Here is a 24609-nt window from a genome sequence, read left to right as displayed (position 1 = left end):
TATTTTTCATGCAAACACATGCTGTAATATTAACTATTAAATCTTAAAACAAAAAGTATAATGTACTCTTTGGCAACTGGCTGACATAGTTTAAAAACCTTAGTCCCTATAGCTTTGCGTCCCTACGTTTCCATAAGTTTGCCTATTAAATTTAAAAAGAATTTTATCATATCAGACATTTTATGTCAATTCTTTCCTTTTTTATTTTTTATATCTATAAATATATGATTAGTTTAAGTTAAAATTTTTTAGGTATAAATATTATTATTCAATATTTGGAGGTATGACATGCAAAAATATTTTAAAATATCAACATTTTATTTAATATTAGGATTAGCTTTAGGAGTATTTTATAGAGAATATACAAAAATAAATAACTTCACCGGAATAACTACCCTAAGCACGACACATACTCATGTTTTAATGCTTGGATTTATATTCTTTATAATTGTATTGTTATTAGAAAAAAACTTTAATATATCAAGTATAAAAAGTTTTAAATCATGGCTTATAACATATAATATCGGTTTTATTTATTTTATTGCTACATTAGTATTTCGAGGTATATTACAAGTTAACAATAGTGATTTTGCTATGTTTAATCATATTTCAGGACTTGGTCATACTATTTTAGGTGTATCTTTATGTTGGTTTTCTGTAATAGTTAATAAGGCTCTTAAACATTAATGTATAAGCATTTAAAATTTAATATGAAAATAAAGTTATGCATCCTCATCTCAATTACTAGTAATTAAAATTATTTTTACAACTTACTAATTTAAATAATCACCATTTATTAGATAGATAATTGTTTACAAATAAAAAAAGACTGTACCGATACAGTCTTTTTTGGAGGTTTAAATTTATATGTCAAATCTTAAATGTCGTTTTATTAAGTCATTTCCTATTGAATTTAATCGAACTTTGTCATTTCTCGCTGAATACTTATACAATTTAACATATTAATTTCACATTGTATATATTAAAATCATATTTTTATATAAAAATATATTTTTACTTGTTTTATTCATCTTATTTATATTTTCTTCTGATTCATATCTTTTTTATTTTCACTCATATTTATCCACATTTCATTAGTTTCCTATGCAACCTTTCATAGATAATTTTAAAGTCTCAGTTGTAAGTATAACTTTTATATCAATAGTAGAAACTAATTACGATAATAACATCCACAATTAAATATGTAATTAAAATTAATAACTATATATCTCATATTCTGTTTTTTTAATTTCTTTTATATATATTTTTCTTTCTAATTCTAATAATTTTTTTATATTACTTCCTATATTTGACTTAACATCTTTATTTAAATATCTGTCTAAAAATAATATATTATTAATACCGTCATTTTCGCAAACATTTTCCATACAATTATAATTATTGAAATACTTTACATATAAATCTTCGCCTACAGCATTATCAATAGACCTTATAGTACCAAATTTTTGTAAATTATCTAAAGCCTTATATCTTATATAAGCAGTTTCAAAATCTATGCTTATTAAAGAATTTATAAAGTACTTATTAATCCTATTTAGTAAATCAATCTCAACAACTAAAAGGTTTAACTGGTTATTGGGACATAAGTTAAATTTATATATTTCTTTTTCTGAATCTAAGTTATAATTTTCTCTAATTCCTACTAATCTTAGAATCTTCTCACTATAAACACTTCCCATTCCTTTACACCCACAATTATTATCAAACCAATATTCATTAGAAGCCTCATCAAACAAAATCAAATTATAATAATTTTTATTATTATCTATTACATCATAATAGTCATGTTCTTCATTACTAAAAGCCTTAAAAGCTGTTATCTTTTTCATTTTACTTAATATAGTCTTTGCATACTCATAAGATTTGTAATATCCATTCTTTCCCGACTTATATATCAATATCCCCACCCCTAATTATATATTAGTTTCTATAATACTTATTATTATCCTCTAAAAAAAAAGAAGCTACTCTCTATTTTTAAGTAGCTCCTTTTAGTTAAGACTTTATATTTTAATAATTTTAAATTATTTAAATATCTCCACCGATCTATCTAATATTCCTGTAAAATATGCTATTACCATTCCGTAATTAGTTATAGGCACATTTCGTTCTTTGCATTTACTTATTTTATTTAGTACACTTTTTCTATTTACCATACATGCACCACAATGAATTACTAAATCATAATCTTCAATGTCTTCTTTAAAATCATATCCAATCGTATAATCAATATTTAAGTCTCCACCTACTATCTTTCTTAACATATTAGGTATCTTTACTCTACCTATATCTTCATGTGACACATTGTGTGTGCAACTTTCACAGATTAATATCTTATCATTTGGTTTTAAAGTATCAAGTTTCTTTGTTCCTTCTAAAAACTCATTAAAATCACCCTTTTGTCTAGCAAATAATATTGAAAAACTTGTAAGCTTTATATTTTTAGGTATTATACTATCAACTTCCTTAAATACTTGAGAATCAGTTATAACTAAATCTATATCTTTTAATTCACTTAATGCTTCTTCAAGTTCAGTATCTCTTACAATATAAGTCTTTATACCATGGTCTAAACAATCCCTTATAACTTGTACCTGTGGGAGAATTATCCTTCCCTTTGGTGCTTCACTATCGATTGGAACTACTAGAACTACCTTCGAACCATATTCTAATAAGTCACCAACAATAGTTTTTTCTTCTTCTCCATCTTGTAAGTGCTTTATTATTTTACTTTTTAGATTATCAATTCCACATTTATCCTTAGCTGAAACAAGAATATATTCATTAAAGTTTTTAACTAAGTTATCTATTTCTTCTTTGCTTATAGTATCTATTTTATTTATAACTATAGAATGATCTACATTGTATCTAGCTGCTTCTCTTTTCCAAGTTTTATAAGTATCTAGGTCAGGATTTGCTGCATCAAATATATATAAAGCAAAATCTAGTCTTTTTAAAAACTCATAACTTTTTTTAACTCTTATAGCTCCAAGTTCAGTTTTATCTTCAAGACCTGCTGTATCAATAAATAAAACAGGACCATATGGTATAAGTTCCATAGCCTTTTGTACAGGATCAGTAGTAGTTCCCTCTACACTGGATACAAGAGATATATCTTGTCCTAAAATATTATTCATAAGAGATGATTTTCCACTATTTGTATTTCCATATATTCCAATATGTTTTCTATTTGAATTTGGAGTAATATTCATACTTACCTCCTATAACTCCTATAAATAGAAGTCTCTTTCACCATTTTTCATTTTTTCTAAACTTACTTTAGTCAAATTCTTAATATCTTCTCTTTGTATATTTTCTACCTCAGTATCTATAAGTTTTTGAGCTTTATCATATAGTTCTTTATCTCCATAGTCTAAAGTAAACTCAAGAAGGGTCATGATTGCATTAGGCTCACAAACATATTTTATATTCCCTGATTTCGCAAGAGACATAAATCTATCTCCAGTCCTTCCTTTTCTATAACATGCGGTACAGTAACTTGGTATATATCCATCATCTAATAATTCCTTTAATATTTCTATTGGACTTCTTTCATCGTTAGTTTTAAATTGTTTTACTTCTTCTCCATTTTCTCTTTGCTTATATCCACCAACACCTGTAGATGATCCTGCAGATATTTGACTTACTCCATACTTAAGTAATTCTCTTCTCATCTCTGGTGTTTCTCTTGTTGAAAGTATAAGACCTGTAAACGGAACTGCAATTCTTAGTATTGCTACTACTTTTTTAAACATTTTATCATCCAATAAATATGGGTAGTTTTCAAGTGTAACTCCCTTAGCAGGTTGTAGTCTTGGCACTGATATAGTATGGAATCCTACTCCATACTTTTCTTCTAAGTGAGCATTGTGCATCATAAGTCCTAATACTTCAAATCTAGGATCAGCTAGTCCAAACAGTACACCCGCTCCAACATCATCTATTCCAGCTTCCATAGCTCTATCAAAGGCAGTTAAATGATATTCATAATTTCCTTTTAGAGATTTGGGATGCATCTTATTATAAGAATCTTCATGATATGTTTCTTGGAATAGTATATATGTACCAATTCCTTTTTCATTCAGTTTTTTATAGTTTTCAATAGTAGTAGCCGCTATATTTACATTAACTCTTCTTATTTCTCCATTTGAATTTTGAGTTTTATATATTGTATCTAAACATTCTAAAGCATAATCTATAGGTGTATTTACTGGATCTTCACCAAGTTCTAATGCTAATCTTTTATGCCCCATTTGCTCTAGAATTCTAACTTCTTCTGCAACTTCTTCCATAGTTAACTTTCTTCTTGTAAACTTATTATCTCTTCTATAACCACAGTATACACAGTTATTTACGCAATAATCGCTCACATAAAGTGGCGCAAATACCACTATTCTTTTTCCATATATATCTCTTTTTATTTCTCCAGCTAATTTATATATTTCCTTTAAATCATTTTCATCTTCAGCTTGAAGTAATATAGCTATATCTTTATATGATAATCCATTTCTTTTTTTAGCTTTTTCTAAAACTTCTTTAATTTCTTTATTACTTGGACTTTTTGTTTCTTCTAATATTTTGTATATAAAATTATTATCTATGAACATTACTCTTCTCCTTTTATATTAAAATTAACTTCATTTATCAAAGCTACAAAACTATACAAAATCTGGATTATCCCCTCTTGAAACAACAAGTTCAAATCCCGCTTCCTTTAGTTTTTCTTCTATACTATTTCTATACTCCGCATCTTCATCTAATATAAATGCTTTGTTATTATATAAAGAATACTTTTTTCTAACGCTCATTGGGGATAAATTTGGCATTATAACATTTGCTCCAGCTCTTAAACCTTCATTTCTTCCATTACTATCAATACTTGCAAGTGCTGTAGTTGCAGGTAAAAGCACCTTTGGTAGTAATAATCTTGTTATTGCAAGTAATATTACAGTCTTTTCTGTAGTACCTGCACTACAATCTCTAAGAGGTGTATCTTTATGAGGAATAAATGGACCTATACCACACATAGCGGGCTCTAATTCTTTTACAAATCTTAAGTCATTTACTAAATCTTCATTAGTTTGATTAGGTAATCCTACCATAAATCCTGCACCTGCTTGGAATCCTATTTCCTTTAAATCTCTTAAACATCTTCTTCTTTCTTCAAATAATTCATTATTATGAATAGATTCATATAAGCTCTTAGTTGCACTTTCATGTCTAAGTAAAAATCTATCTGCTCCAGCTTCATATAACTTTTTATAAGAATCATAACTTCTTTCCCCAATAGATAAAGTTAGTGCACTAGTTGGAAGTTCTTTTTTAATAACTTTTATAATTTCTATCATTTTTTCATCAGTGTAAAAAGCATCTTCTCCACCTTGTAAAACTATAGTCTTATATCCCAGCTTATCTCCTCTTTTTGCACACTCTATTATATCCTCAGTATCTAATCTATATCTTTCAGCATTTTTATTACTTCTTCTAAGCCCACAGTATAAACAGTCTTTTTTACAATAGCTACTAATTTCTATTAGACCTCTAATAAATACTGTATTTTTAAAATATTTATATCTTGTTTTGTAAGCTTTATCTATAAGAAATTTCTTACTATCATCATCTATATTATCTAATAAATACAGTAATTCTTCTCTTGATGCATCATTAGTATCATATAACTTTTGTATTATAGCTTTAATATCCACTTTGTCACCTCTATTTAATAATAATATTTTCTTTACTTAAGTGTATATCTCATAACTTTTTGTAATTTATAATATTTAGAATTCATAAAATTTTTAATATTTTTTTTTTTTATAATTTAATATAAATAAGCTGTCCTAAAAATATATGTATTTAAGACAGCCTACTAAAAAATCTTAGCCTTTACAAATTATATAATTTCATCTGTTGAAGGTATCTCTTCATAATTATCAAGGCCTAGCATATGTTGTTTTGATTCATATGATGTATGTAAAAGCTCATGTGCTAGGTGTGATAATGGCTCTTGATAAAATTCATTGTATACTGCTATTATATCTGGATTTTGATAACTACACTTTATATTTAACTCTTCATCTTTTTCGTATAATCCATCTATACGGCTAAGTCTTATTTTATCATTTATCACTTTTGTAGTTTTAGGTTGACCACCGCCACCTATACAACCACCTTTACAGGCCATTACCTCAACAAAATCATAATCAACGTCTTTATTTTTTATCTTTTCAATTAATTTTCTTGCATGAGCAGTTCCTTGTACTACAGCTAATTTTAAGTTAACATCCTTTATAGTTATCGATGCTTCTTTTACTCCATCTAGCCCCCTTACTGGCTCAAAGCTTAAAAGTTCCCCAGTAGGATCTTCACCTGTTATTGAATGATATGCAGTTCTAACAGCAGCTTCTGTAACACCACCACTATTACCAAATATAACTCCAGCACCACTACCTAAACCTAACATACTATCAAACTTAGATCCTTCTAGATTTTCAAAGTCAATTCCTTCTTCTTTAATCCATTTAGCTAGTTCTTTAGTAGTTATTATAATATCGTTGTCTCTTAGACCTTCTATATTGTTAAATTTAGCTGAGTCATTCATCTCTGGTCTATCTATTTCAAACTTTTTAGCTGTACATGGCGTAATTGTAACATTTACAATTTTACTTGGATTAATGTTTGCTTTTTTAGCAAAATATGTTTTTATAGTTGCTCCCTGCATAGAAATTGGGCTCTTAGCAGTAGATAAGTTGTCTAATAACTCAGGATAGAAAGTTTCTACAAATGTAACCCATCCTGGACAGCAACTTGTGAATTGTGGTATATTTTCATTTTTTTCAACTATTCTTTTTACAAGCTCGTTTGCTTCTTCCATAATAGTCATGTCAGCTCCAAATGTAACATCAAATACATAGTCTCCACCTAGTTCTCTAAGGGCTTGAACCATCTTGTCTTCAACATAACTTCCAGCTTCCATCTTAAATTCTTCACCTAATGCAACACGAACTGCTGGTGCTGTGTTAAATATTACTATCTTATCTTTATCTTCTACTGCCTCTTTAACTCTATGTATATCTTCAACTTGAGTTATAGCTCCAACTGGACAAGCTTGAGCACATTGTGCACAGTTTATACATATTGCTATATCATTAGTTTTCTCTAAATCAAAGAAATTGGCAACACCTATTTCTCTTTCACATACGCGCTTACATAGACCACATTTTATACACTTATCGTAGTCTATTTTTATAGCTTTGTTGTCAGACTCTATAGGTACAACTTTTTCTGTAAATAAATGTTTCATCTTTTAGTACTCCTTATAAATTATATTATAAAATTTTTACAATATAGTCATACCAAAATGAAAGTTTTTCAAACATATTGTCATAAATTATACTTTTGAAATACAAAAACGTATTTTATCTTCACTTAATTTTTCCAAATAAAAATGAACTCCATAGGAGTTCATTTTTTACTTTGCTTCTATAATCTTTATATTTGTAATTTTACATAAAATTCCCCTGTCATTTCTTAATGAGTATATTAATATGCTGCTTTAAAGATATTTATTATATCTTCTTCATTACCTTTTCTTGGATTACTGAAAGCATTTCCATCCTTAAGTGCCATTTCAGCCATATATTCAAAATCTTCTTCTTTTATACCCATTTCTTTTAATGATGTTGGTATACCTATATCATTAGATAATCTAAACATTGCATCTATAGCCTTTTCTGCTGCCTCATGAACTGATAATCCATCTATATTTTCGCCCATAAACTCAGCTATATCAGCAAATTTTTGTGGGTTAGATATTACATTGTATTTACAAACATGAGGTAATAACATTGCATTCGCAACACCATGTGGCATATCGTATAATCCACCTAATTGGTGAGCCATAGCATGAACATAACCTAAGTTACCATTATTAAATGCCATACCAGCTAATAATGAAGCATATGCCATATTTGTTCTAGCTTCTATATTATCTCCCATAGCAACAGCTTGTCTTAAATTGTTAGCTATTAATTTTATAGATTGTATTGCAGATGCATCTGTTACAGGGTTTGCATCTTTAGAAACGTAAGCTTCTACTGCATGAGTTAATGCATCCATTCCTGTAGCTGCAGTAAGTCCTGCCGGTTTTCCAACCATTAGCTCTGGGTCATTAAAAGATACTAATGGTAAGTTTCTCCAACTAACTATAACATATTTAACTTTTGTTTTTGTATTAGTTATAACACAGTGTCTAGTTACTTCACTTGCAGTTCCTGCTGTCGTGTTTACTGCTATTATTGGTGGTAATGCATTTGTTAGAGTTTCTATACCTGCGTAGTCATATAAATCTCCTTTGTGAGTTGCAGCTATACCTATCCCCTTACCACAATCATGCGGAGAACCTCCACCTACTGTAATTATCATATCGCATTTTTCTTCTTTGAATATTTTTAAACCATCAGCTACATTAGTATCTTTTGGATTTGGTTCTGTTCCATCATATATAGCTACTTCAATTCCTGCTTCTGTTAAATATTTTATTGTTTGTTCAACAGCTCCACCTTCTTGGTTTCTTAAGAATTTATCTGTAACTATTAAAACCTTCTTTCCACCTAACATCTTAGCCCTTTCACCAATAACTTTTAAACATCCTGGCCCCATAAAGTTTACACTAGGTACTAAATAATCATACATTCTACTCATTTTATACTCCTCCAAATTGTTATATTATTGTTTTATATTTTTTATTTATAAAAAGCATCAACAGCAGCTTGGGCTATTAACATATCTTCATTTACTGTTCCTCCACTTACGCCTATCGCACCAACAACTACACCATCTACTACTACTGGTAAACCTCCACCAAATGGAACGATTCTTGCGTTATTTGTAAGTTGAAGTCCATATAAAGATGCTCCTGGTTGAATAGCATCTGTTATCTCATGTGAACCTTGCCTCAAACAAGCTGATGTAAATGCTTTGTTTATTGCTATATCTATACTTGTCACGAATGCATCTTCCATTCTATGCATTAGCATAAGATTTGCACCTTTATCAACGGCTGCAATTACTACAGGAACATTTATTTCTAATGCTTTTTCTTCAGCAGCTTTAGCCATTACTTTAACTACATCTAAACTTAATTCTTTAAATTCATTTAGTTTTTTCATTTTTTATCCCCCTAAATTTTTTAGTTCTATACCCTTCACCAATCTAGCACCATTAGAACCTAAACATCTTAACTCATCATAATCATCATTAATATCTATAGTTATTAATGGACTATTCTCATCTAATTTACTAGTCGTTAAAGTTATTTTTTCACTACTTATTCCTATGCCTATTCCTAATTTAGACTTTAAAGATGCCTCATGACTTAGACATTCAGATATTTCAATTTCACTATTTTCCACTTTATATGGAATGCATTCTTCTTCTATTCCCCATAAAATTTCCTTAAAATTTTCTAGTCCTATATCGTTACAATGAATTACATAAATACTTGGTGTATCTAAATCATAACTTTTTATAATCATAGTAAACTCCTTATTTAGAAGCTAATATAAGTCCTGTTGCTACTGCATTTCTAGGTCCTTCTGTACCTCTTATGTTCCCTTTACCAGCAACAATTCCATAATGAGATAGCGAATCTGTTATAAATTGTGGAATTTCAAAATCTAAAGATGATCCACCAACTAAAACAACAAACTCTATATCCCTTATGTTACCTGTAGGGGAAACTATACTTAAGGCTCTTAAACAGTTAGTAACAAATACTTTTTCTTTTGCTTGTCTTCTTACACTCTTTATTTTTTCTACTGAGTTTTGTCCATCTATAGGTATTAATTCACCATTTTTTATAATTACAACTTTTGCAAATATAGATGGGTCTAGGGGCTTTTCAAAAAATTCTACAGTGCCATCTTCATATCTTATGTTAAACAATGATTCTACCTTAGCAATAGAATATTTTTTTATATCTTCTGCAAGATAAAAATCTTCAATTCCAAGCTCAGATTTTATAAGCATAGTCACCATATTTCCTGCACCAGCTAGGTGTATAGATTTAACTTCACCTTGCTTATTTATTATAGACGCATCTGTAGATCCTGCTCCCATATCAAGTATTGCAAGTGGAGCACTGGTTCCTGGAGTTGTTAATGCTCCTTTTATTGCAACATCAGCTTCTACTCCTCCAACTTCTACTTTTATACCTAATATGTTTTCTAATTCTTCCGCTATCATTTGCATTTGAAGCTTATCTGCTTTGACCATTACAGCTATTCCAACAGCATTTTCCATAGAAAATTCTTTTGCTAATCCACCCTTTACTTTTTGTGGAGTAAAAGTGTCAACTGCTAATAAGTCCTGAATTTTTATGTCTGATATTTTTTGATTAGTAAGTCCACTCATTACTTGCCTTACCCTTTCAATCATTCCACCTACATTAGTCCCCGATTCGCCCTTTATATCTGTAATCGGTAGGCTTAAGTTTATGGCATTCATTATCTTATTTGCACCTTGCTCTACGTCAACAACTTCTTTTCTTCTTTCGCCTTCTATAGTCATTTTTCCAGCAGGTATTTTTTTCTCTTTTACATCACCATTAGGAGTTTTTATAACTACTGCTGATCTATTTCCTATTAAAGCTCTAGATATTGGTACTATAATCTTAGTTTCTTCTGGAGTTAAATTAAATACAGTTGCTATACCATAAGGATTTGAAAGTGTATCTATAACATTTCCAGGTGCTGAAACTTCTACTGCACATAGCATATTTAAAGGGACCTTATCCAATAAAGTTACCTCATCAACTATAGGTATACTTTTATTAAGTCTATTATTTATTAACACAGCATCATCGTTTTGAACTATTGCACCAGTTATATTAATTCCATTTTCAACTGCATGATTTATTCTAAGAGATGCTTCTAAAAAGTTCATTTCTTTTAAAATTAAAGGAATATAACTTTCCTCTAAATCATCACCATTTAGCAAATCTAAGTCTTTTATATTTATTGTTTTTCCAATTCCAAGACCTTGTCCACCAGGTGTAGATGGATTATGGCCTATCATAGTTGATTCAGTTATTATAGTTTCCGTTATAGTCTCCATAGCAACATCACCTATAACTGGTGCTGCTTCATTTATTCTTACTAAATCTAAATCACTCATTTGTAAATTAGCACTTATAAGTGCTCTTTTTAAGGATGCAATAACTCCATCTATATTATCTTTAGTACCTTTTATACCACTTGTTGGAGCTATACCACTTGAAATAAACTCTGTTTTATTATCATATACTTTTGCAAGTGCTACTTCTGTAGTAGCATTTCCAATATCTACACCTGCTATTATTTTCATATCAGTTACATCCTTTTATTACTCTACTCTTAATTTTTTTCTCTCTTCGTAAACTCGAGATGCTTCTCTTACAAATTCTGCATTTACTTTAGCATCATATTCATTTTCAAGTTCATCTGCTATAGCTAATAATTCTTCTTTCGTAGATCTATATGGTCTTAATGCATTATACATTTCAAGCACTCTTGTATCTGGAACATTTATAAGTTCACCTGCTCTTCTAAAGTTTCTTGCTACCGCGTGTCTATTCATTTGTTCCGCTATTTGTGCCTGCATTTCTAATGTTTCTTTAGATATTCTTATATCTTCCGGCTTTATTTCACCTTGAATGACACTTTCTAATGTTATTTCATTTAATCTTCTTCCTGTAGGTGTATTTATAATATCTGGTACCTTGGTAGCTAAAGGGTATTCTTTAGAAGTCATTTTAATTGTTTGCATAATCTATCTCCTTTCTCTAATTAAAACTTAAATTCTATTTGTACTGGCTTACTATTCTCTACTATATGTTTGGTTTCTTTTATATGAAGTAACGCAGCTATTGCCATAAATTTAGGTCTAGCCATTTGATCATTTCTAGTAGGTACTGGATTTGGAGATTCTCCTTTAGCGTACTTAGCTGCATTTTTACCTATTAATCTGAAAGTTTCTAAATCTAAAAGTGGAGCTTGTGGAAATAATTCTATATTATTTAACGGTAGTAAATCTTTTTGATGTATTATAGTTGTACCTTTTGATTGTATTCCTATCCCTATTCCCGAACCACTATATTTTGCTGCATCATTTCCTATAAATGAAACATCCGAAGTTCTTAATACTCTAACTACACGTGCATGTAATCCTTCTTCTTCTATCCCTGCTATAATTTCTCTTAAAACCTCTTCATGTGGTACATTTACTATAGTTTTTGTTTGATGCTTTAAAAATGAAGGTCCTATACCTATAACAACCTCATCTGATCTTGTTCCAACGTTAGCATCTCCAATTTCTTCTATTTGAAGATCTGGCATTTCAAACTTATCCATATATATCCACCCCCTTAATCTATATCTTCTGGTTTTATTATGTTTGGTATATTTTTTATTTCATTCCATCTTTCTTCACTTATCCTATATCCAGTTCCAGGACCTTGGTAATCATTTATATCATTAACAGCACTTATTACATCAAATTTTTCATCTAATATTGCTGATGTTTGCAAGTAATCCCCTGTAACCCTTTGTTTAAGCATATTTAATATATTTGTCGCAACATCATCAAATCCATGTTTACTTAATGCTTTTACTATATCTAGCCCTGTTATTCTATTTTTTAACATCTCTTCTGCTGCTTTTAAATCTTCAACTATATTTCTTTCTGGCATATCTTTACTTCCGTGTGCATAAGTTGCGGCTTCTACTTCTTCATCTGTTATAGTTGGAAATTCAAGTTCTTTGAATACTGCTTGTATTGCTCTTGCTGCCTTATTTCTTATTGCTATTGTTTCATCTTCATTTACTGGTCTAAGACCACCATCTACCATTAAGTCTCTTTGAAGTATATTGTAATCATCAAAATCTTCTGCATCAAAGTTTGAACCTGCAAACATGTTATCATAGTTTGGAACTGCGCTATATCCTGAAAATATAAAGTCTGTTCCTGGTAACATCTGCATTAAAGTTCTAGCTGTTCTTCTTATATCTGAGTGTGAGAATGTTTGGTCATTTCCTGATGCACACTCTATATCAAGCATTGAACATATTAAGTTTTCTGCAAGTACTGCTCTTATTCCTGATGGTACTGCCCCTGTCATTCCAATACAACTAACAGCACCATTTTGAAGCCCTTGAACTCCTGCACCTTTAGTTATATATATACATCTTGCTTCTAAGTAAAGCATTGATTTACCCTCTGCATATCCCATTAGTGCTTCAGAACCTGTCCCCGAAGTATACCTCATTTTTAACCCTCTTGATGCATAAGCTGATGCTAGAAATGTTTTTGACCATGGAGTATCATCACCATCTGTGAATACTGATTCTGTACCATAAACAGAAACGGTCTCCGCATAACTAGTTAATCCTCTCATACCTAAGTCAAGTTCTGTTGCTTCCTCTACGGAACATTGAGTTAATACTCCTCCACGTCCAACCTGAGAACCTATAAGTATTGCTATTGCATTAAATGGTGCATATCTTGTTATTGCTACTGTTGTTTCTTGTTCTGAAAATCCTCTTATTCCTGCTTCTGCAGCATCAGCAGCTATTTGAACTGGATTGTCTTTTACATTTGTTACGTGACATTGATTTGATGGAGTCTTTCTTGCACGCATTTTTTGCATTGCCATCATCATCTCAACAACATTCATATGTGATACAACTTCAACTATTTTAGCCGGAGTTATAGATGTACTTATTTCAACTATTTCTTCTCTTCCAACATTTATATCTACTAATTTTCTAGCTATTTCTAAAGAGCCTAAACTCATGTATTCTTCCGCTTTTTCTAAGTTTATAGAATAATCAGCTATAAACTTATCTATCATATCAAAATCTTCTCTTTTTTTATTATCTAACTCAATAACCTTACCATCTTCTATCTTTATAGAAGGTTTAGGATCATTAGGGCTATCCATTGCTACTAATCCTTCATCTGACCATTCACCAATAAGTCCATCTTGATTTACAGGACGTTTAGCTAATGCTTCAAATCTTTTTGATTTCAATTTCATATTTCCCCCTTAAGTTATGTATTTCTTCGTTTGTTATAAGTTTAACTTTTTTTGAAATCAAATACATCCTAGTGTTTTGTCTTTTTATTTAAAATTTTAGTCTTTAACTTACTTATCAAATAGGACTTTTTTGCATAGGACAATTTTTGTATAAAAAAATAGTCCTATTATTAAATAGAACTACCCATTTTATATAAATCTCTGTATTTTTTTGGTGTTATACCTTCTAGCTTTTTAAACAGTCTTATAAAATACCCACAATCTTCAAATCCTAAGTCTATAGCAATATTATTTATCGGATTATCTGTATTTTTTAATAATTGTTTAGCTTTTGCAATCTTTTTATCATTTAAATATGTTATAAAATTCAGTCCTGTCTCCTTTTTAAATAATTTACTAAAGTAGCATTGACTTAAATTACAAACAAATGCCATCTTATCTAAAGTTATATTCTCATGTATGTTTTCATCTATATATTCAATTGCCTTTATTATTGGTGAATCGTCATCATTTTCGTTAGTTTTTAAATTAACATTTATATTTTCTTCACTACCTATATATACATCGTCTATTGTACTTTCATTATTTTTTTGAAAAGTTACTTTTCTAATAGATTCATTCGATAATCTATTGTTTACAGCGGCTTGAACTATATAATTACTAGTGTGGAACATCATTTGCGCTATTGCCTTTACTTTTTCAAATTTAACAGTTGGAAGGTTTTTGTACTCTTCTTCTAACTCTTTAATTGTTTTGTCATCTAGATGTCTAAAATCCGTATTTCTTCTTACAACTTCTTCTAGATCTAAACTCTCGTCATCTTCAACTAAAATTTGCCCACCCATAATAGCTCCTAAATACTGGTCTCCTACTATTATTGGAACTGCAAAGTCTACTATTCCTTTATGGCACTTATATATATATGCCTCTTTTGTTCTTGCTGACTCTATACCTCCTCTAGAATCGCACTTTTCACAAAGTACTGAGTATTCTTTTATTTCTCTCATTCTAGAGCAAAATTTAGTACAATTACTATGACTAGTTATTGGTCTTCCTGTATAATCAACCATTATTATAGCTGTATCAGTAGCTTTAGCTATATCATCTTGTATCTTTTGAAATGATTCTATATTTATGACTTCTTCTAACGATATTGTCTTTTTCAATTCTCCCCATCCCTTTTTTACATTTTATGACATGTTATAATTTCATTATATTGCTGCCTATATATTTTTTCAATACTATAAACACTATTAATTTATTTGACTCATTATAGAAAAATTTGTGATCAAAAAAGGTATTGATTGAAAAATCAATACCTTTTTTGTGTATTTCAGTATTAAATGGGAATCTCATGAATAATCTCCATCATTTTAAATTTAATTATTCTTTAATTACTTAAATATTATATAAAGTTAATTTATAACTATCATAATATTTAGGTAAATCAAATTATCTCTTGCTATAATCAGCTAAAAACTTTTCTATACCTATATCAGTGAGAGGATGCTTAACCATTTGCTTTAATACCCCAAATGGTATAGTTACTATATCACTTCCTGCTAAAGCACATTCAGATATATGTATAGGATTCCTTATACTTGCTGCAATTATTTCTGTTTTCATACTATGAGTTTTAAATATATTAGCTATTTCAGTTATTAACTCACTACCTTTAATTCCTATATCATCAACTCTTCCTACAAATGGACTTACATATGTAGCTCCAGCTTTTGCAGCTAATAAAGCTTGCTGAGATGAGAATATTAATGTCACATTTGTCTTTATATCCCTTTCAGTTAATAACTTAACTGCCTTCAACCCTTCTATACACATAGGTATCTTTATAACTATATTCTTATGTAATCTTACTAAATCCATAGCTTCCTTAATCATTTTATCAGCTTCTAAACTTATTACTTCTGCACTTATTGGTCCATCAACTATAGTACAAATTTCATTTATTACTTCTTGTAAATCTCTTCCTTCTTTTGCTATAAGTGACGGATTAGTTGTAACTCCATCTATTATGCCCCAGCTATTAGCTTCTATTATCTCACTTACATTTGCTGTATCTATAAATATTTTCATATAAATTCTCCCATTATAATTTATTTTTATTTAGGTTTTCTTTTATCATATTAATTATATTTTCTGTTGTTAAGCCATGCTTCTCTAGTAACTGTTCTGGAGTGCCTGATTCTCCAAATACATCATTTATTCCTAACTTAATAACTTTAGTTGGTGATGTTTCAGAAGTAACTCCAGCTACTATTTGTCCTAATCCACCCACTACTGAATGTTCCTCACAAGTTAATATAAAACCGGTCTCCTTAGCTGCTTTTTCTATTATTTCTCTATCTATCGGTTTTATAGTAGGCATATGTATTAATCTTATATCTATTCCTTCATTTTTAAGTTCTTCACAAGCTTTTTTTGCCATGTCTGTCATAAGTCCAGTAGAAATTATTGTACAATCATTACCTTCCTTTAAACATACACCTTTTCCATATTCAAATTTATAATCATCTCTAAATATATCTACGCTATTAAGTCTTCCTAATCTTATATATACGGGTCCTACATGTTTAGCTGCATACTTTATTATTTCATTTGTTTCTTTAGCATCAGCAGGAACTAATATACTCATATTAGGTAAGGAGTTCATTATTGCTATATCTTCTATAGATTGATGAGATCCCCCATCTTCTCCTACAGTTATTCCTGCATGAGTTGCAGCTATTTTTACATTAGCCTTTGGATAACATATTGAGTTTCTGATTATTTCAAATGCTCTACCTGTTGCAAATACTGCAAAAGTACTAGTAAAAGGTATCTTGCCATACCCAGCTAAACCTGAACTTATTCCCAAAAGATTTTGCTCTGCTATACCTACATTTATAAATCTTTCTGGATATGCTTTTGCAAATTCTAATGTTTTAGTAGATTTTGAAAGGTCTGCATCTAATACTACTATCTGATCATTATTTCTTCCTAATTCAACTAATGCTTTTCCATATGCTTCACGTGTTGATAATCCCATATTATAAACACTCCTTTCTCACATCTTCTAATTCATTTATAGCTATATCTCTTTGCTCAGTATTTGGAGCACTTCCATGCCAACCTATACTATTCTCCATGAAAGATACACCTTTACCTTTTGTCGTTCTTGCAACTATAACACTTGGTCTATCATGTATTTTTTTAGCCATATCAAAAGCTTGTTCTATTTGGTTAAAATCATGTCCATCTATTACTATTACATTCCACCCAAAGCTTTCAAACTTTTTATCCAAAGGCTTAATATTCATTACATCTTCATTTTTGCCATCTATCTGTAGTGTGTTATAATCAATAATTGCGACTAAATTATCTAGTTTGTAATGAGAAGCACTCATTACAGCTTCCCACACTATTCCTTCTTGTAATTCACCATCTCCAAGTAAGGTATATACTCTAGAGTTTCCATCATCAATCTTTATTCCTAATGCCAATCCTACTGCATTTGATATACCTTGTCCTAAAGATCCTGTAGATACATCTATTTCATCTATCTTTTTACTATCCGGATGTCCTTGTAGTCTAGATCCTATTTTTCTTAATGTCATAAGTTCTTCTTTTGGTATAAATCCTCTTTCACTTAAAGTAGCATATAGTACTGGAGCTGCATGCCCTTTAGACAATACAAAATAGTCTTTTTCTTTCATATTTAGATTATTTTCATTTATATTCATTTCTTTAAAATATAAATACGTAAGTATTTCAACTGATGATAATGATCCACCTGGATGGCCTGACTTTGACTCTGTTATCATTTCAACTATATTCTGTCTTATATTTATAGCATGATTTTCTAATTGTTTATACATGATATTCCCCCGACTAAATTCATAATTTATCAATTTAAAAAGTATTGTCATATATGACAATACTTTTTAAATTATATAGCTACTATTAAACCTACTATCAAAGCACTTAATAAGCTTACACAGAATCCACCTAGCATACCTTTTAATGCTAATCTAGATAATATTTCTCTTTTTTCTGGACAAAATACAGATATACCAGATATACATATACCCATACTAGATATATTCGCAAATCCTGTAAGAGATATAGACATCATTAATCCTGATCTATAATCTAATGTGCTTAATATTTGACCTAATTGACCAAAAGCAACGAATTCATTTAATACTAACTTACTTCCAAGTAATTGACTCGCAGTTAATATATTTTCTTTTGGTACACCCATTAATAATCCTATAGGAGCAAATATAATAGATAATATTTGCTCTAATGATACTCCAAATACTCCTAACAATCCATTAACTAATGCAACTAATGATATTATTGCTATAAGTGATGCACCTATACCAAGAGCCATGTTAAGCCCATCATTAGCACCTTGAGATATAGCAGATATTAGGTTTGTATTATCACCTTTATTGTCTATACTCACTTCATCAGATGCTAACTTTGTCATAGCAAGTGTAGCTTCTTGTGAAGCTGCATTTCCGTCTGAATGTACAACTATTTCTTCTATATTTGATGTTTCTATTACTTTTTCAGGAAGTATAAGCTTAGATACTATAATACTTCCTAACGGAACTAGTGCTCCTCCTATTAAAAGATATTCCATAGGTATACCCATTCCTGCATAACCCATAAGTACTGTAGCTGACATACTACCCATACCGGATATTAAAACTAACATTATTTCACTTTCAGTCATACTTCTTAAATACTTACTTACAAGTATTGGTGATTCAGTTTGACCTAAAAACATATTTGCAACAGCAACAAAACTTTCTACTTTACTAGTTCCAAGTATTTTTCCTATTACCCCACCGATTCCTTTGACTACAAACCCTATGATACCTAGATAGTATAGTGCCGCCACAAGTGCTGATATAAATATAATGTTACCTAGAACTTGTATTCCAAATATAAATCCCGTTGGCATTGCTGAATCTGACAATCCTCCAAATATGAAGCTTAAACCTTCTCTTCCATAACTCAATATGTTAGTTACTACATCTGATACTCTTTCTAATACCATTCTCCCTAATGGAAATTTTACTAGTAAAAATGAAAGAATAAATTGAAGAACAAGAGCTTTTATGATCATCTTTTTATTAATTTCTTTTTTATTAGCTGAAAATAAATATAATACTCCTAGCAAAACAAATATTCCTAAGGCGTTTAATAATTTTAACATGCTATCTCCTTCTATTTATGACACATATACGTGATCATTTTTTCAATCAAAATTATATTTCACTAACTATTTTCTTAACTAAATTCAAGAACTGTAGCTTAACTTTTTGTGTAGTCTCTATAACTTCTTCATGATTTAAAGGTTGGTCTAATATACCTGCTGCCATATTGGTTATACAAGATATACCTACAACTTTAAGATCACTGTGAGAAGCAACTATTACTTCTGGTACTGTAGACATTCCTACTGCATCAGCCCCCAAAACTCTAGCCATTCTTACCTCTGCTGGTGTTTCATATGTAGGACCAGTGAAGAATGCATATACGCCTTCTTTTATGTTTATTTCTAGTTCTTTCGCACATTTTCTAGCAACTTCTATATATTCTGGAGTATAAGCTTTAGACATATCTGGAAATCTAACTCCTAATCTATTGTCATTTGATCCTATTAATGGATTATATCCACCAAAATTTATATGATCCTTTATTATCATTAAATCCCCTGGTATAAATTCTTTATTGACTCCACCTGCTGCATTAGTCACAAATACAATCTCAACACCTAATGCTTTCATTACTCTTATCGGAAAAGTAGTATCTTGCATTATGTATCCTTCATAGTAGTGAAATCTTCCTTGCATCGCTACAACATCTTTTCCTTGTAATTGTCCTATAACTAATTGACCCTTGTGACCTTCTACTGTTGATACTGGGAAATTTGGTATTTCATCATAACTTATTATTATTGGATTTTCTATTTCATCCGCTAATACTCCTAAACCAGAACCTAGTATTAATCCTATTCGTGGTACTATTTTAATTTTCGATTTTATATATGTAGTACTTTCAACTATTTTGTTATATAAGTTCTTCATACTATTCACTCCTATAATTTATTATTTAATAACATCCATGAATGATTTTCCGATTTCAAAATTGTAAGTTTGATTTTCTTCACTAAAATTATCTAATATAGTAACTCCTATATCTGCCATAGTCTTAAGCTTAGGTATTTCTTTAGGATCTTTTAAAGATTTATTATAAACTATAACTGGTACATATTCTCTTGTATGATCCGTTCCCTTAAACGTCGGGTCATTACCGTGATCTGCTGTTATTATTAAAAGATCATCCTCTTTAAGATTTTTGATAAGAATTCCTAATTGATAATCAAAGACCTCTAATGATTTCTTATAACCCTCTACATCTCTTCTGTGTCCATATAAAGCATCAAAATCTACTAAGTTTAAGAATATTAATCCGTTGTATAAATTTTCTTTTGCAATAGATATAACTTCATTCATTCCAGCTTCATTACTTTTACTTTTTATACTTTTAGTTATCCCTTGGTAAGAGTAAATATCTCCTATCTTGCCTATGCCTATAACATCTAAGCTTTTCTCACAAAGAGCATCTAACACTGTTTTTGTTGGTGGTTTTAAAGCATAATCTTTTCTATTTGAAGTACGTTTAAAGTTTTCTTTTTTAGTTCCTACAAATGGTCTTGCTATTATTCTACCAACTTTATATTCTTCTTGTAATGTAACTTCTCTTGCTATTTCACATACTTTATATAATTCTTCTAACGGTATAACTTCTTCATTTGCTGCTATTTGCAGAACACTATCTGCTGATGTGTATAATATTAAACTTTTAGTTTTTATATGTTCTTCACCAAGATTTTGAATTATTTCAGTTCCTGATGCTGATATATTTCCAATAAATTTATGACCGCTTTTTTCTTCAAGTTCATCTATAAGCTCTTTTGGGAATCCTGTTTCAGTAAATACTTTAAAAGGTTCATTTATGCATATACCAGCCATTTCCCAATGACCAGTTATTGTATCCTTTCCTTTTGATAATTCTCCACACTTTGTACTATATGCTATTTGATCCTTTACTTTTTCCACACCTTTGATACATGCTATATTTCCTAGACCCATTTTTTGAAGGTTAGGAAGTTTAATTCCTCCTACCTTATTTGCTAGATTACAAAGAGTATTAGCCCCTACATCACCATATTCTTTTGCATCTTCTAGTTCACCTATTCCAACAGAGTCTAATACTATTAAAAATACTCTATTAAACTTTTTCATATTAATACCCTGTTACTTCTTCATTGTTTATAATTTTTATTATTGAACTAGTACCAAGTCTTACTGAACCTTTATTTATAAAGTCTTTAGCTGTATCAATATCTTTTATTCCACCTGCTGCTTTTATTAAAACGTCTTTTCCTATATTCTCTTTAAATAACACTATATCCTCAGCTGTTGCCCCACCTGTACTAAATCCAGTAGATGTCTTTATAAAATCAGCCTTAGCATCTGTCACACATTTACACATCTGAATTTTTTCCTCTTCTGTTAAAAGACAGGTTTCTATTATAACTTTTAATATATTTTTACCACAAACTTCTTTTATAGCTTTTATTTCTTCAGTTATTTCATCAAACTTACCTTCTTTTAGCATACCTAAGTTTATTACCATATCAATTTCATCTGCACCATTTGCTATTGCATCTTTAGTTTCAAATACCTTTACAGACATTGTGTTATAACCATTAGGAAATCCTATTACTGTACAAACTTGCATCTTATCACCAACAAACTCTTTAGCTCTCTTTACAAATGATGGTGGTATACAAACAGAAGCTACCTCATACTTTATTGCTTCTTCACATATTACCTTTATATCTTCCCAAGTAGATGTTTGTTTTAATAAGGTGTGATCTACTGTTTTTAAAATTACTTTTTTATCCATTGCTCTTTTCTCCTTATTACAATGATTAATAAATGATTTCAACTTTTCTTATATTTAAAATTCAGGTATTATTTTTAATATACTATCTTATTATTTTGTGTATTATCTTAGTCTTTTCTGGTTTTTCACTCTGTATATTGTATGCACTTAGCAATTCTTCTTCAGCCTTTTCAAACTTAGCTTTATCACTTGAATATAATATAGCTAATACATCTCCTACTTTTACATAATCACCCATTTTCTTTTTAAGTCTTATCCCTGCTCCATAATCTAATTCATCATCTTTTGTATGTCTTCCAGCCCCTGTAAGTAATGAAGAAACTCCAACTTTTTCTGCATTTAAGTCATATACATATCCTTCTTTAGTAGCTTTGACTTCATGAGTTAATGGCGCTATTTCAAATAATTCTGGATTATCTATAACTTTAGGATCTCCTCCTTGAAGAACTGTTAATTCTCTTAATTTCGCTAATGCACTTCCATCTTTTAAGATATCTTCTAATTTAGCTCTACCTTTTTCAACATCTGGTTCTATATTTCCTAACATAAGCATTTGAGCTCCTAATTGTAAGCATAACTCTCTTAAATCATCTGGACCCTCACCCTTTAATATTTCTATTACTTCTTGTAGCTCAAGAGCATTTCCTATTGCATATCCTAGTGGTTCTCCATTTAAAGTAATTGCTGCGGATGTATTTCTACCTACACTATTACCTATTTCAACCATAGCTATTGCTAATTTCTCTGCATCTTCAGCTGTTTTCATAAATGCGCCTTCTCCATATTTAACATCTAGTACTATTGCATCTGAACCTGAGGCTATCTTCTTACTCATTATACTTGCAGCTATTAAAGGTATACTGTCTACTGTTGCAGTAACATCCCTTAGTGCATATATTTTTTTGTCTGCTGGAACTAAATTTTGGGTTTGACCTGCTATAACTAGCCCTGCATTTCTAACCATATCTATAAATTTATCTTCTTTTACTGATATATTAAATCCTGGTATAGATTCTAATTTATCTAATGTTCCACCAGTGTGCCCAAGTCCTCTACCAGATAATTTGGCAACCTTTCCTCCAGCTGCAGCAACCATTGGTACTAATATAAGAGAAGTCTTATCTCCTACTCCACCTGTACTATGTTTATCTAATTTTACTCCATCTATCATACTAAGATCTACAACATCACCTGAGTTAACCATTGCCATAGTAAGATTAACTGTTTCTTCTTTTGTAAAACCATTCAGGTATATCGCCATTAATAATGCAGATGCTTGATAATCAGGAATTTCTCCGCTAGTATACGCATCTATAAAGAAATCAATTTCATCCTTAGATAATTCCTTATTATCTCTTTTTTTAGATATTATATCGTATAGTCTCATAACTTTCTCCCTTTTATATATTTATTTTTTTATATTGATTGGACTGAGTCCATATTTCTAGCTCTTCATAGGTTGAAGGTATATACAATTCTCCTTCTACTATGTCATTTTTTATTTCTTCTACAACTTGTATTGTTTTTTCTGGTATCTCTACATTAGACCCTGCTATTTCATAGCCTATAACATTTTCTTTGATTCCAAAACTATGCATACCAGGTGACCAAGTACTTTTTACAACTGATTCAATCTCGTTATATATTATGTCATCCGCATGCCTTATAGCTGTCGCTACTATATAATCTGGTTCAAAAAGATTTTGATTTCCATCAATTCCAAATGCATATTTATCAACTTCTTTTGCAGCTGCAAATACTCCAAATCCAGATTCTCCTGCTATATGTTGGATATATTTAGCTCCTTTTCTATACATAGAAAGAGCCATTTCCTTTGCCTTAGCAGGATTTGAAAAATCATCAACTACTCCTACTATAACTTTTGCATCTGGATTTATATATCTAATTCCTGCTTCAAATCCTATAGCCCCTTCTCTTAGATGTTTCATATCCATTCCAAGGATAATTCCACTAACTTCTTCATCTTGAAGTTTATCTTCTTTCATGAGCAGTCCAGCTATAACACCATTAAGAAATGTTTGTTCTGTCCAAAATGTATTTATTGAACTTACATTTGAGAGATTTAATCTAGAATCTACTAATGTAAATTTTTGATTTAGGAACTCTTTTGAAACTTTTTTTACAGCTTCTTCTTGTTCAAAACCAATAGATATTATTAAGTCGTATTTTTTACTACTCGCATATTCTCTAGCTATAGTTTCATAATCTTCTTCAGATTTAGATTCATAGTAATCAAATTCTATGTTTAATTTATCTTGAGCTCTTAAGATACCCTCAAAACATAAATCATTAAAAGATTTATCTCCTAGACCATGCTTATTAAATACTACACCTATTTGGGTTACATTTTCATTGGATAGATCTCCAAACTTACTTTCGCTATTCTCTGATGGATAAATTATTATTATAAATAGAACTAATAATACTGAAATAGCTACTATTATATTTTCTTTAGATTTGATCACTATTGCCTCCTATGATAATACATAGTAAAGCAGATAACTAAG

23 protein-coding genes and 1 riboswitch are annotated in these 24609 nt (G+C 30.0%); of the genes, 1 reads left to right on the top strand and 22 read right to left on the bottom strand.

Annotated features, from left to right (window positions below; translation table 11 throughout):
- Positions 1-68: 68 nt before the first annotated feature.
- A riboswitch (cyclic di-GMP riboswitch) is annotated at positions 69-153 on the bottom strand.
- A gap of 135 nt (positions 154-288) precedes the next feature.
- Positions 289-687, top strand: a complete 399-nt coding sequence (locus tag EIH23_RS04800) for a DUF2871 domain-containing protein (RefSeq protein ID WP_122639083.1) — start codon at positions 289-291, stop codon at positions 685-687.
- Positions 688-1214: 527 nt separating this feature from the next.
- On the opposite strand, the gene EIH23_RS04795 is transcribed toward EIH23_RS04800, so the two are convergent.
- The 22 genes from EIH23_RS04795 to EIH23_RS04690 all read right to left on the bottom strand — a co-directional run bounded on the left by EIH23_RS04795 (position 1215) and on the right by EIH23_RS04690 (position 24567).
- Positions 1215-1919, bottom strand: a complete 705-nt coding sequence (locus EIH23_RS04795; protein WP_122639082.1) for a hypothetical protein — start codon at positions 1917-1919, stop codon at positions 1215-1217.
- A gap of 126 nt (positions 1920-2045) precedes the next feature.
- A complete protein-coding gene (gene hydF / locus EIH23_RS04790; RefSeq protein WP_122639081.1) occupies positions 2046-3233 on the bottom strand; it encodes a [FeFe] hydrogenase H-cluster maturation GTPase HydF in 1188 nt (395 codons plus the stop codon).
- Positions 3234-3251: 18 nt separating this feature from the next.
- Complete coding sequence (hydG, locus tag EIH23_RS04785; RefSeq protein ID WP_122639080.1) at positions 3252-4628, bottom strand: [FeFe] hydrogenase H-cluster radical SAM maturase HydG; 1377 nt, start codon at positions 4626-4628, stop codon at positions 3252-3254.
- Positions 4629-4679: 51 nt separating this feature from the next.
- Complete coding sequence (gene hydE, locus EIH23_RS04780) at positions 4680-5726, bottom strand: [FeFe] hydrogenase H-cluster radical SAM maturase HydE (protein ID WP_330566177.1); 1047 nt, start codon at positions 5724-5726, stop codon at positions 4680-4682.
- 188 nt (positions 5727-5914) lie between these two features.
- Entirely contained in the window at positions 5915-7324 is a 1410-nt protein-coding gene (locus tag EIH23_RS04775; RefSeq protein WP_122639079.1) for a [FeFe] hydrogenase, group A, read from the bottom strand.
- Positions 7325-7563: 239 nt separating this feature from the next.
- Positions 7564-8724 (bottom strand): iron-containing alcohol dehydrogenase, encoded by a 1161-nt coding sequence (locus tag EIH23_RS04770; RefSeq protein WP_122639078.1) that lies wholly within the window; start codon positions 8722-8724, stop codon positions 7564-7566.
- A gap of 41 nt (positions 8725-8765) precedes the next feature.
- Complete coding sequence (locus tag EIH23_RS04765; RefSeq protein ID WP_122639077.1) at positions 8766-9191, bottom strand: GlcG/HbpS family heme-binding protein; 426 nt, start codon at positions 9189-9191, stop codon at positions 8766-8768.
- Positions 9192-9194: 3 nt separating this feature from the next.
- Positions 9195-9557, bottom strand: coding sequence for a glycerol dehydratase reactivase beta/small subunit family protein (locus tag EIH23_RS04760; protein ID WP_122639076.1), 363 nt, complete (start codon positions 9555-9557; stop codon positions 9195-9197).
- Between the two features lie 10 nt (positions 9558-9567).
- Positions 9568-11385 (bottom strand): diol dehydratase reactivase subunit alpha, encoded by a 1818-nt coding sequence (locus EIH23_RS04755; RefSeq protein ID WP_122639075.1) that lies wholly within the window; start codon positions 11383-11385, stop codon positions 9568-9570.
- An 18-nt stretch (positions 11386-11403) separates the two neighbouring features.
- Positions 11404-11826 (bottom strand): diol dehydratase small subunit, encoded by a 423-nt coding sequence (locus EIH23_RS04750; protein WP_122639074.1) that lies wholly within the window; start codon positions 11824-11826, stop codon positions 11404-11406.
- A 20-nt stretch (positions 11827-11846) separates the two neighbouring features.
- Positions 11847-12410 (bottom strand): propanediol/glycerol family dehydratase medium subunit, encoded by a 564-nt coding sequence (locus EIH23_RS04745; RefSeq protein WP_122639073.1) that lies wholly within the window; start codon positions 12408-12410, stop codon positions 11847-11849.
- A gap of 14 nt (positions 12411-12424) precedes the next feature.
- Complete coding sequence (locus EIH23_RS04740; protein WP_164488988.1) at positions 12425-14095, bottom strand: propanediol/glycerol family dehydratase large subunit; 1671 nt, start codon at positions 14093-14095, stop codon at positions 12425-12427.
- A 170-nt stretch (positions 14096-14265) separates the two neighbouring features.
- On the bottom strand, positions 14266-15261 hold the full coding sequence (locus tag EIH23_RS04735; RefSeq protein WP_122639072.1) for a PocR ligand-binding domain-containing protein: 996 nt from the start codon (positions 15259-15261) through the stop codon (positions 14266-14268).
- Between the two features lie 286 nt (positions 15262-15547).
- Positions 15548-16186: a fructose-6-phosphate aldolase gene (fsa, locus tag EIH23_RS04730; RefSeq protein ID WP_122639071.1), complete on the bottom strand. Its 639-nt coding sequence runs from the start codon at positions 16184-16186 to the stop codon at positions 15548-15550.
- A 13-nt stretch (positions 16187-16199) separates the two neighbouring features.
- Positions 16200-17138 carry a transketolase family protein gene (locus EIH23_RS04725; RefSeq protein WP_122639070.1) on the bottom strand — a complete coding sequence of 313 codons (939 nt, stop codon included), beginning with the start codon at positions 17136-17138 and terminating at the stop codon, positions 16200-16202.
- A 1-nt stretch (position 17139) separates the two neighbouring features.
- Positions 17140-17967, bottom strand: a complete 828-nt coding sequence (locus EIH23_RS04720; RefSeq protein WP_122639069.1) for a transketolase — start codon at positions 17965-17967, stop codon at positions 17140-17142.
- Between the two features lie 71 nt (positions 17968-18038).
- On the bottom strand, positions 18039-19319 hold the full coding sequence (locus EIH23_RS04715) for a NupC/NupG family nucleoside CNT transporter (RefSeq protein ID WP_122639068.1): 1281 nt from the start codon (positions 19317-19319) through the stop codon (positions 18039-18041).
- 52 nt (positions 19320-19371) lie between these two features.
- Positions 19372-20193, bottom strand: a complete 822-nt coding sequence (locus EIH23_RS04710) for a purine-nucleoside phosphorylase (RefSeq protein WP_122639067.1) — start codon at positions 20191-20193, stop codon at positions 19372-19374.
- A gap of 21 nt (positions 20194-20214) precedes the next feature.
- Positions 20215-21414 carry a phosphopentomutase gene (locus EIH23_RS04705; protein ID WP_122639066.1) on the bottom strand — a complete coding sequence of 400 codons (1200 nt, stop codon included), beginning with the start codon at positions 21412-21414 and terminating at the stop codon, positions 20215-20217.
- A 1-nt stretch (position 21415) separates the two neighbouring features.
- On the bottom strand, positions 21416-22081 hold the full coding sequence (gene deoC / locus EIH23_RS04700; RefSeq protein WP_122639065.1) for a deoxyribose-phosphate aldolase: 666 nt from the start codon (positions 22079-22081) through the stop codon (positions 21416-21418).
- 82 nt (positions 22082-22163) lie between these two features.
- Complete coding sequence (locus tag EIH23_RS04695) at positions 22164-23468, bottom strand: pyrimidine-nucleoside phosphorylase (RefSeq protein ID WP_122639064.1); 1305 nt, start codon at positions 23466-23468, stop codon at positions 22164-22166.
- A gap of 13 nt (positions 23469-23481) precedes the next feature.
- Entirely contained in the window at positions 23482-24567 is a 1086-nt protein-coding gene (locus EIH23_RS04690) for a BMP family lipoprotein (protein ID WP_164488987.1), read from the bottom strand.
- Positions 24568-24609 lie beyond the last annotated feature (42 nt).

Source organism: Romboutsia sp. Marseille-P6047 (assembly GCF_900604535.1).
GTDB lineage: Bacteria > Bacillota > Clostridia > Peptostreptococcales > Peptostreptococcaceae > Romboutsia_E.
Note: the sequence above shows the minus strand (reverse complement) of the source record. Positions and strands in the feature narration are given on the sequence as shown.

Coding starts and splice junctions, on each gene's coding strand:
- EIH23_RS04710 (WP_122639067.1), bottom strand. CDS start 20,193: ATGAAGAACTTATATAACAAAATAGTTGAAAGTACTACATATATAAAA.
- EIH23_RS04760 (WP_122639076.1), bottom strand. CDS start 9,557: ATGATTATAAAAAGTTATGATTTAGATACACCAAGTATTTATGTAATT.
- EIH23_RS04800 (WP_122639083.1), top strand. CDS start 289: ATGCAAAAATATTTTAAAATATCAACATTTTATTTAATATTAGGATTA.
- fsa (WP_122639071.1), bottom strand. CDS start 16,186: ATGAAAATATTTATAGATACAGCAAATGTAAGTGAGATAATAGAAGCT.
- EIH23_RS04775 (WP_122639079.1), bottom strand. CDS start 7,324: ATGAAACATTTATTTACAGAAAAAGTTGTACCTATAGAGTCTGACAAC.
- EIH23_RS04745 (WP_122639073.1), bottom strand. CDS start 12,410: ATGGATAAGTTTGAAATGCCAGATCTTCAAATAGAAGAAATTGGAGAT.
- EIH23_RS04695 (WP_122639064.1), bottom strand. CDS start 23,468: ATGAGACTATACGATATAATATCTAAAAAAAGAGATAATAAGGAATTA.
- EIH23_RS04740 (WP_164488988.1), bottom strand. CDS start 14,095: ATGAAATTGAAATCAAAAAGATTTGAAGCATTAGCTAAACGTCCTGTA.
- EIH23_RS04770 (WP_122639078.1), bottom strand. CDS start 8,724: ATGAGTAGAATGTATGATTATTTAGTACCTAGTGTAAACTTTATGGGG.
- EIH23_RS04765 (WP_122639077.1), bottom strand. CDS start 9,191: ATGAAAAAACTAAATGAATTTAAAGAATTAAGTTTAGATGTAGTTAAA.
- hydG (WP_122639080.1), bottom strand. CDS start 4,628: ATGTTCATAGATAATAATTTTATATACAAAATATTAGAAGAAACAAAA.
- EIH23_RS04750 (WP_122639074.1), bottom strand. CDS start 11,826: ATGCAAACAATTAAAATGACTTCTAAAGAATACCCTTTAGCTACCAAG.
- EIH23_RS04705 (WP_122639066.1), bottom strand. CDS start 21,414: ATGAAAAAGTTTAATAGAGTATTTTTAATAGTATTAGACTCTGTTGGA.
- deoC (WP_122639065.1), bottom strand. CDS start 22,081: ATGGATAAAAAAGTAATTTTAAAAACAGTAGATCACACCTTATTAAAA.
- EIH23_RS04715 (WP_122639068.1), bottom strand. CDS start 19,319: ATGTTAAAATTATTAAACGCCTTAGGAATATTTGTTTTGCTAGGAGTA.
- EIH23_RS04725 (WP_122639070.1), bottom strand. CDS start 17,138: ATGGGATTATCAACACGTGAAGCATATGGAAAAGCATTAGTTGAATTA.
- hydF (WP_122639081.1), bottom strand. CDS start 3,233: ATGAATATTACTCCAAATTCAAATAGAAAACATATTGGAATATATGGA.
- EIH23_RS04720 (WP_122639069.1), bottom strand. CDS start 17,967: ATGTATAAACAATTAGAAAATCATGCTATAAATATAAGACAGAATATA.
- EIH23_RS04755 (WP_122639075.1), bottom strand. CDS start 11,385: ATGAAAATAATAGCAGGTGTAGATATTGGAAATGCTACTACAGAAGTA.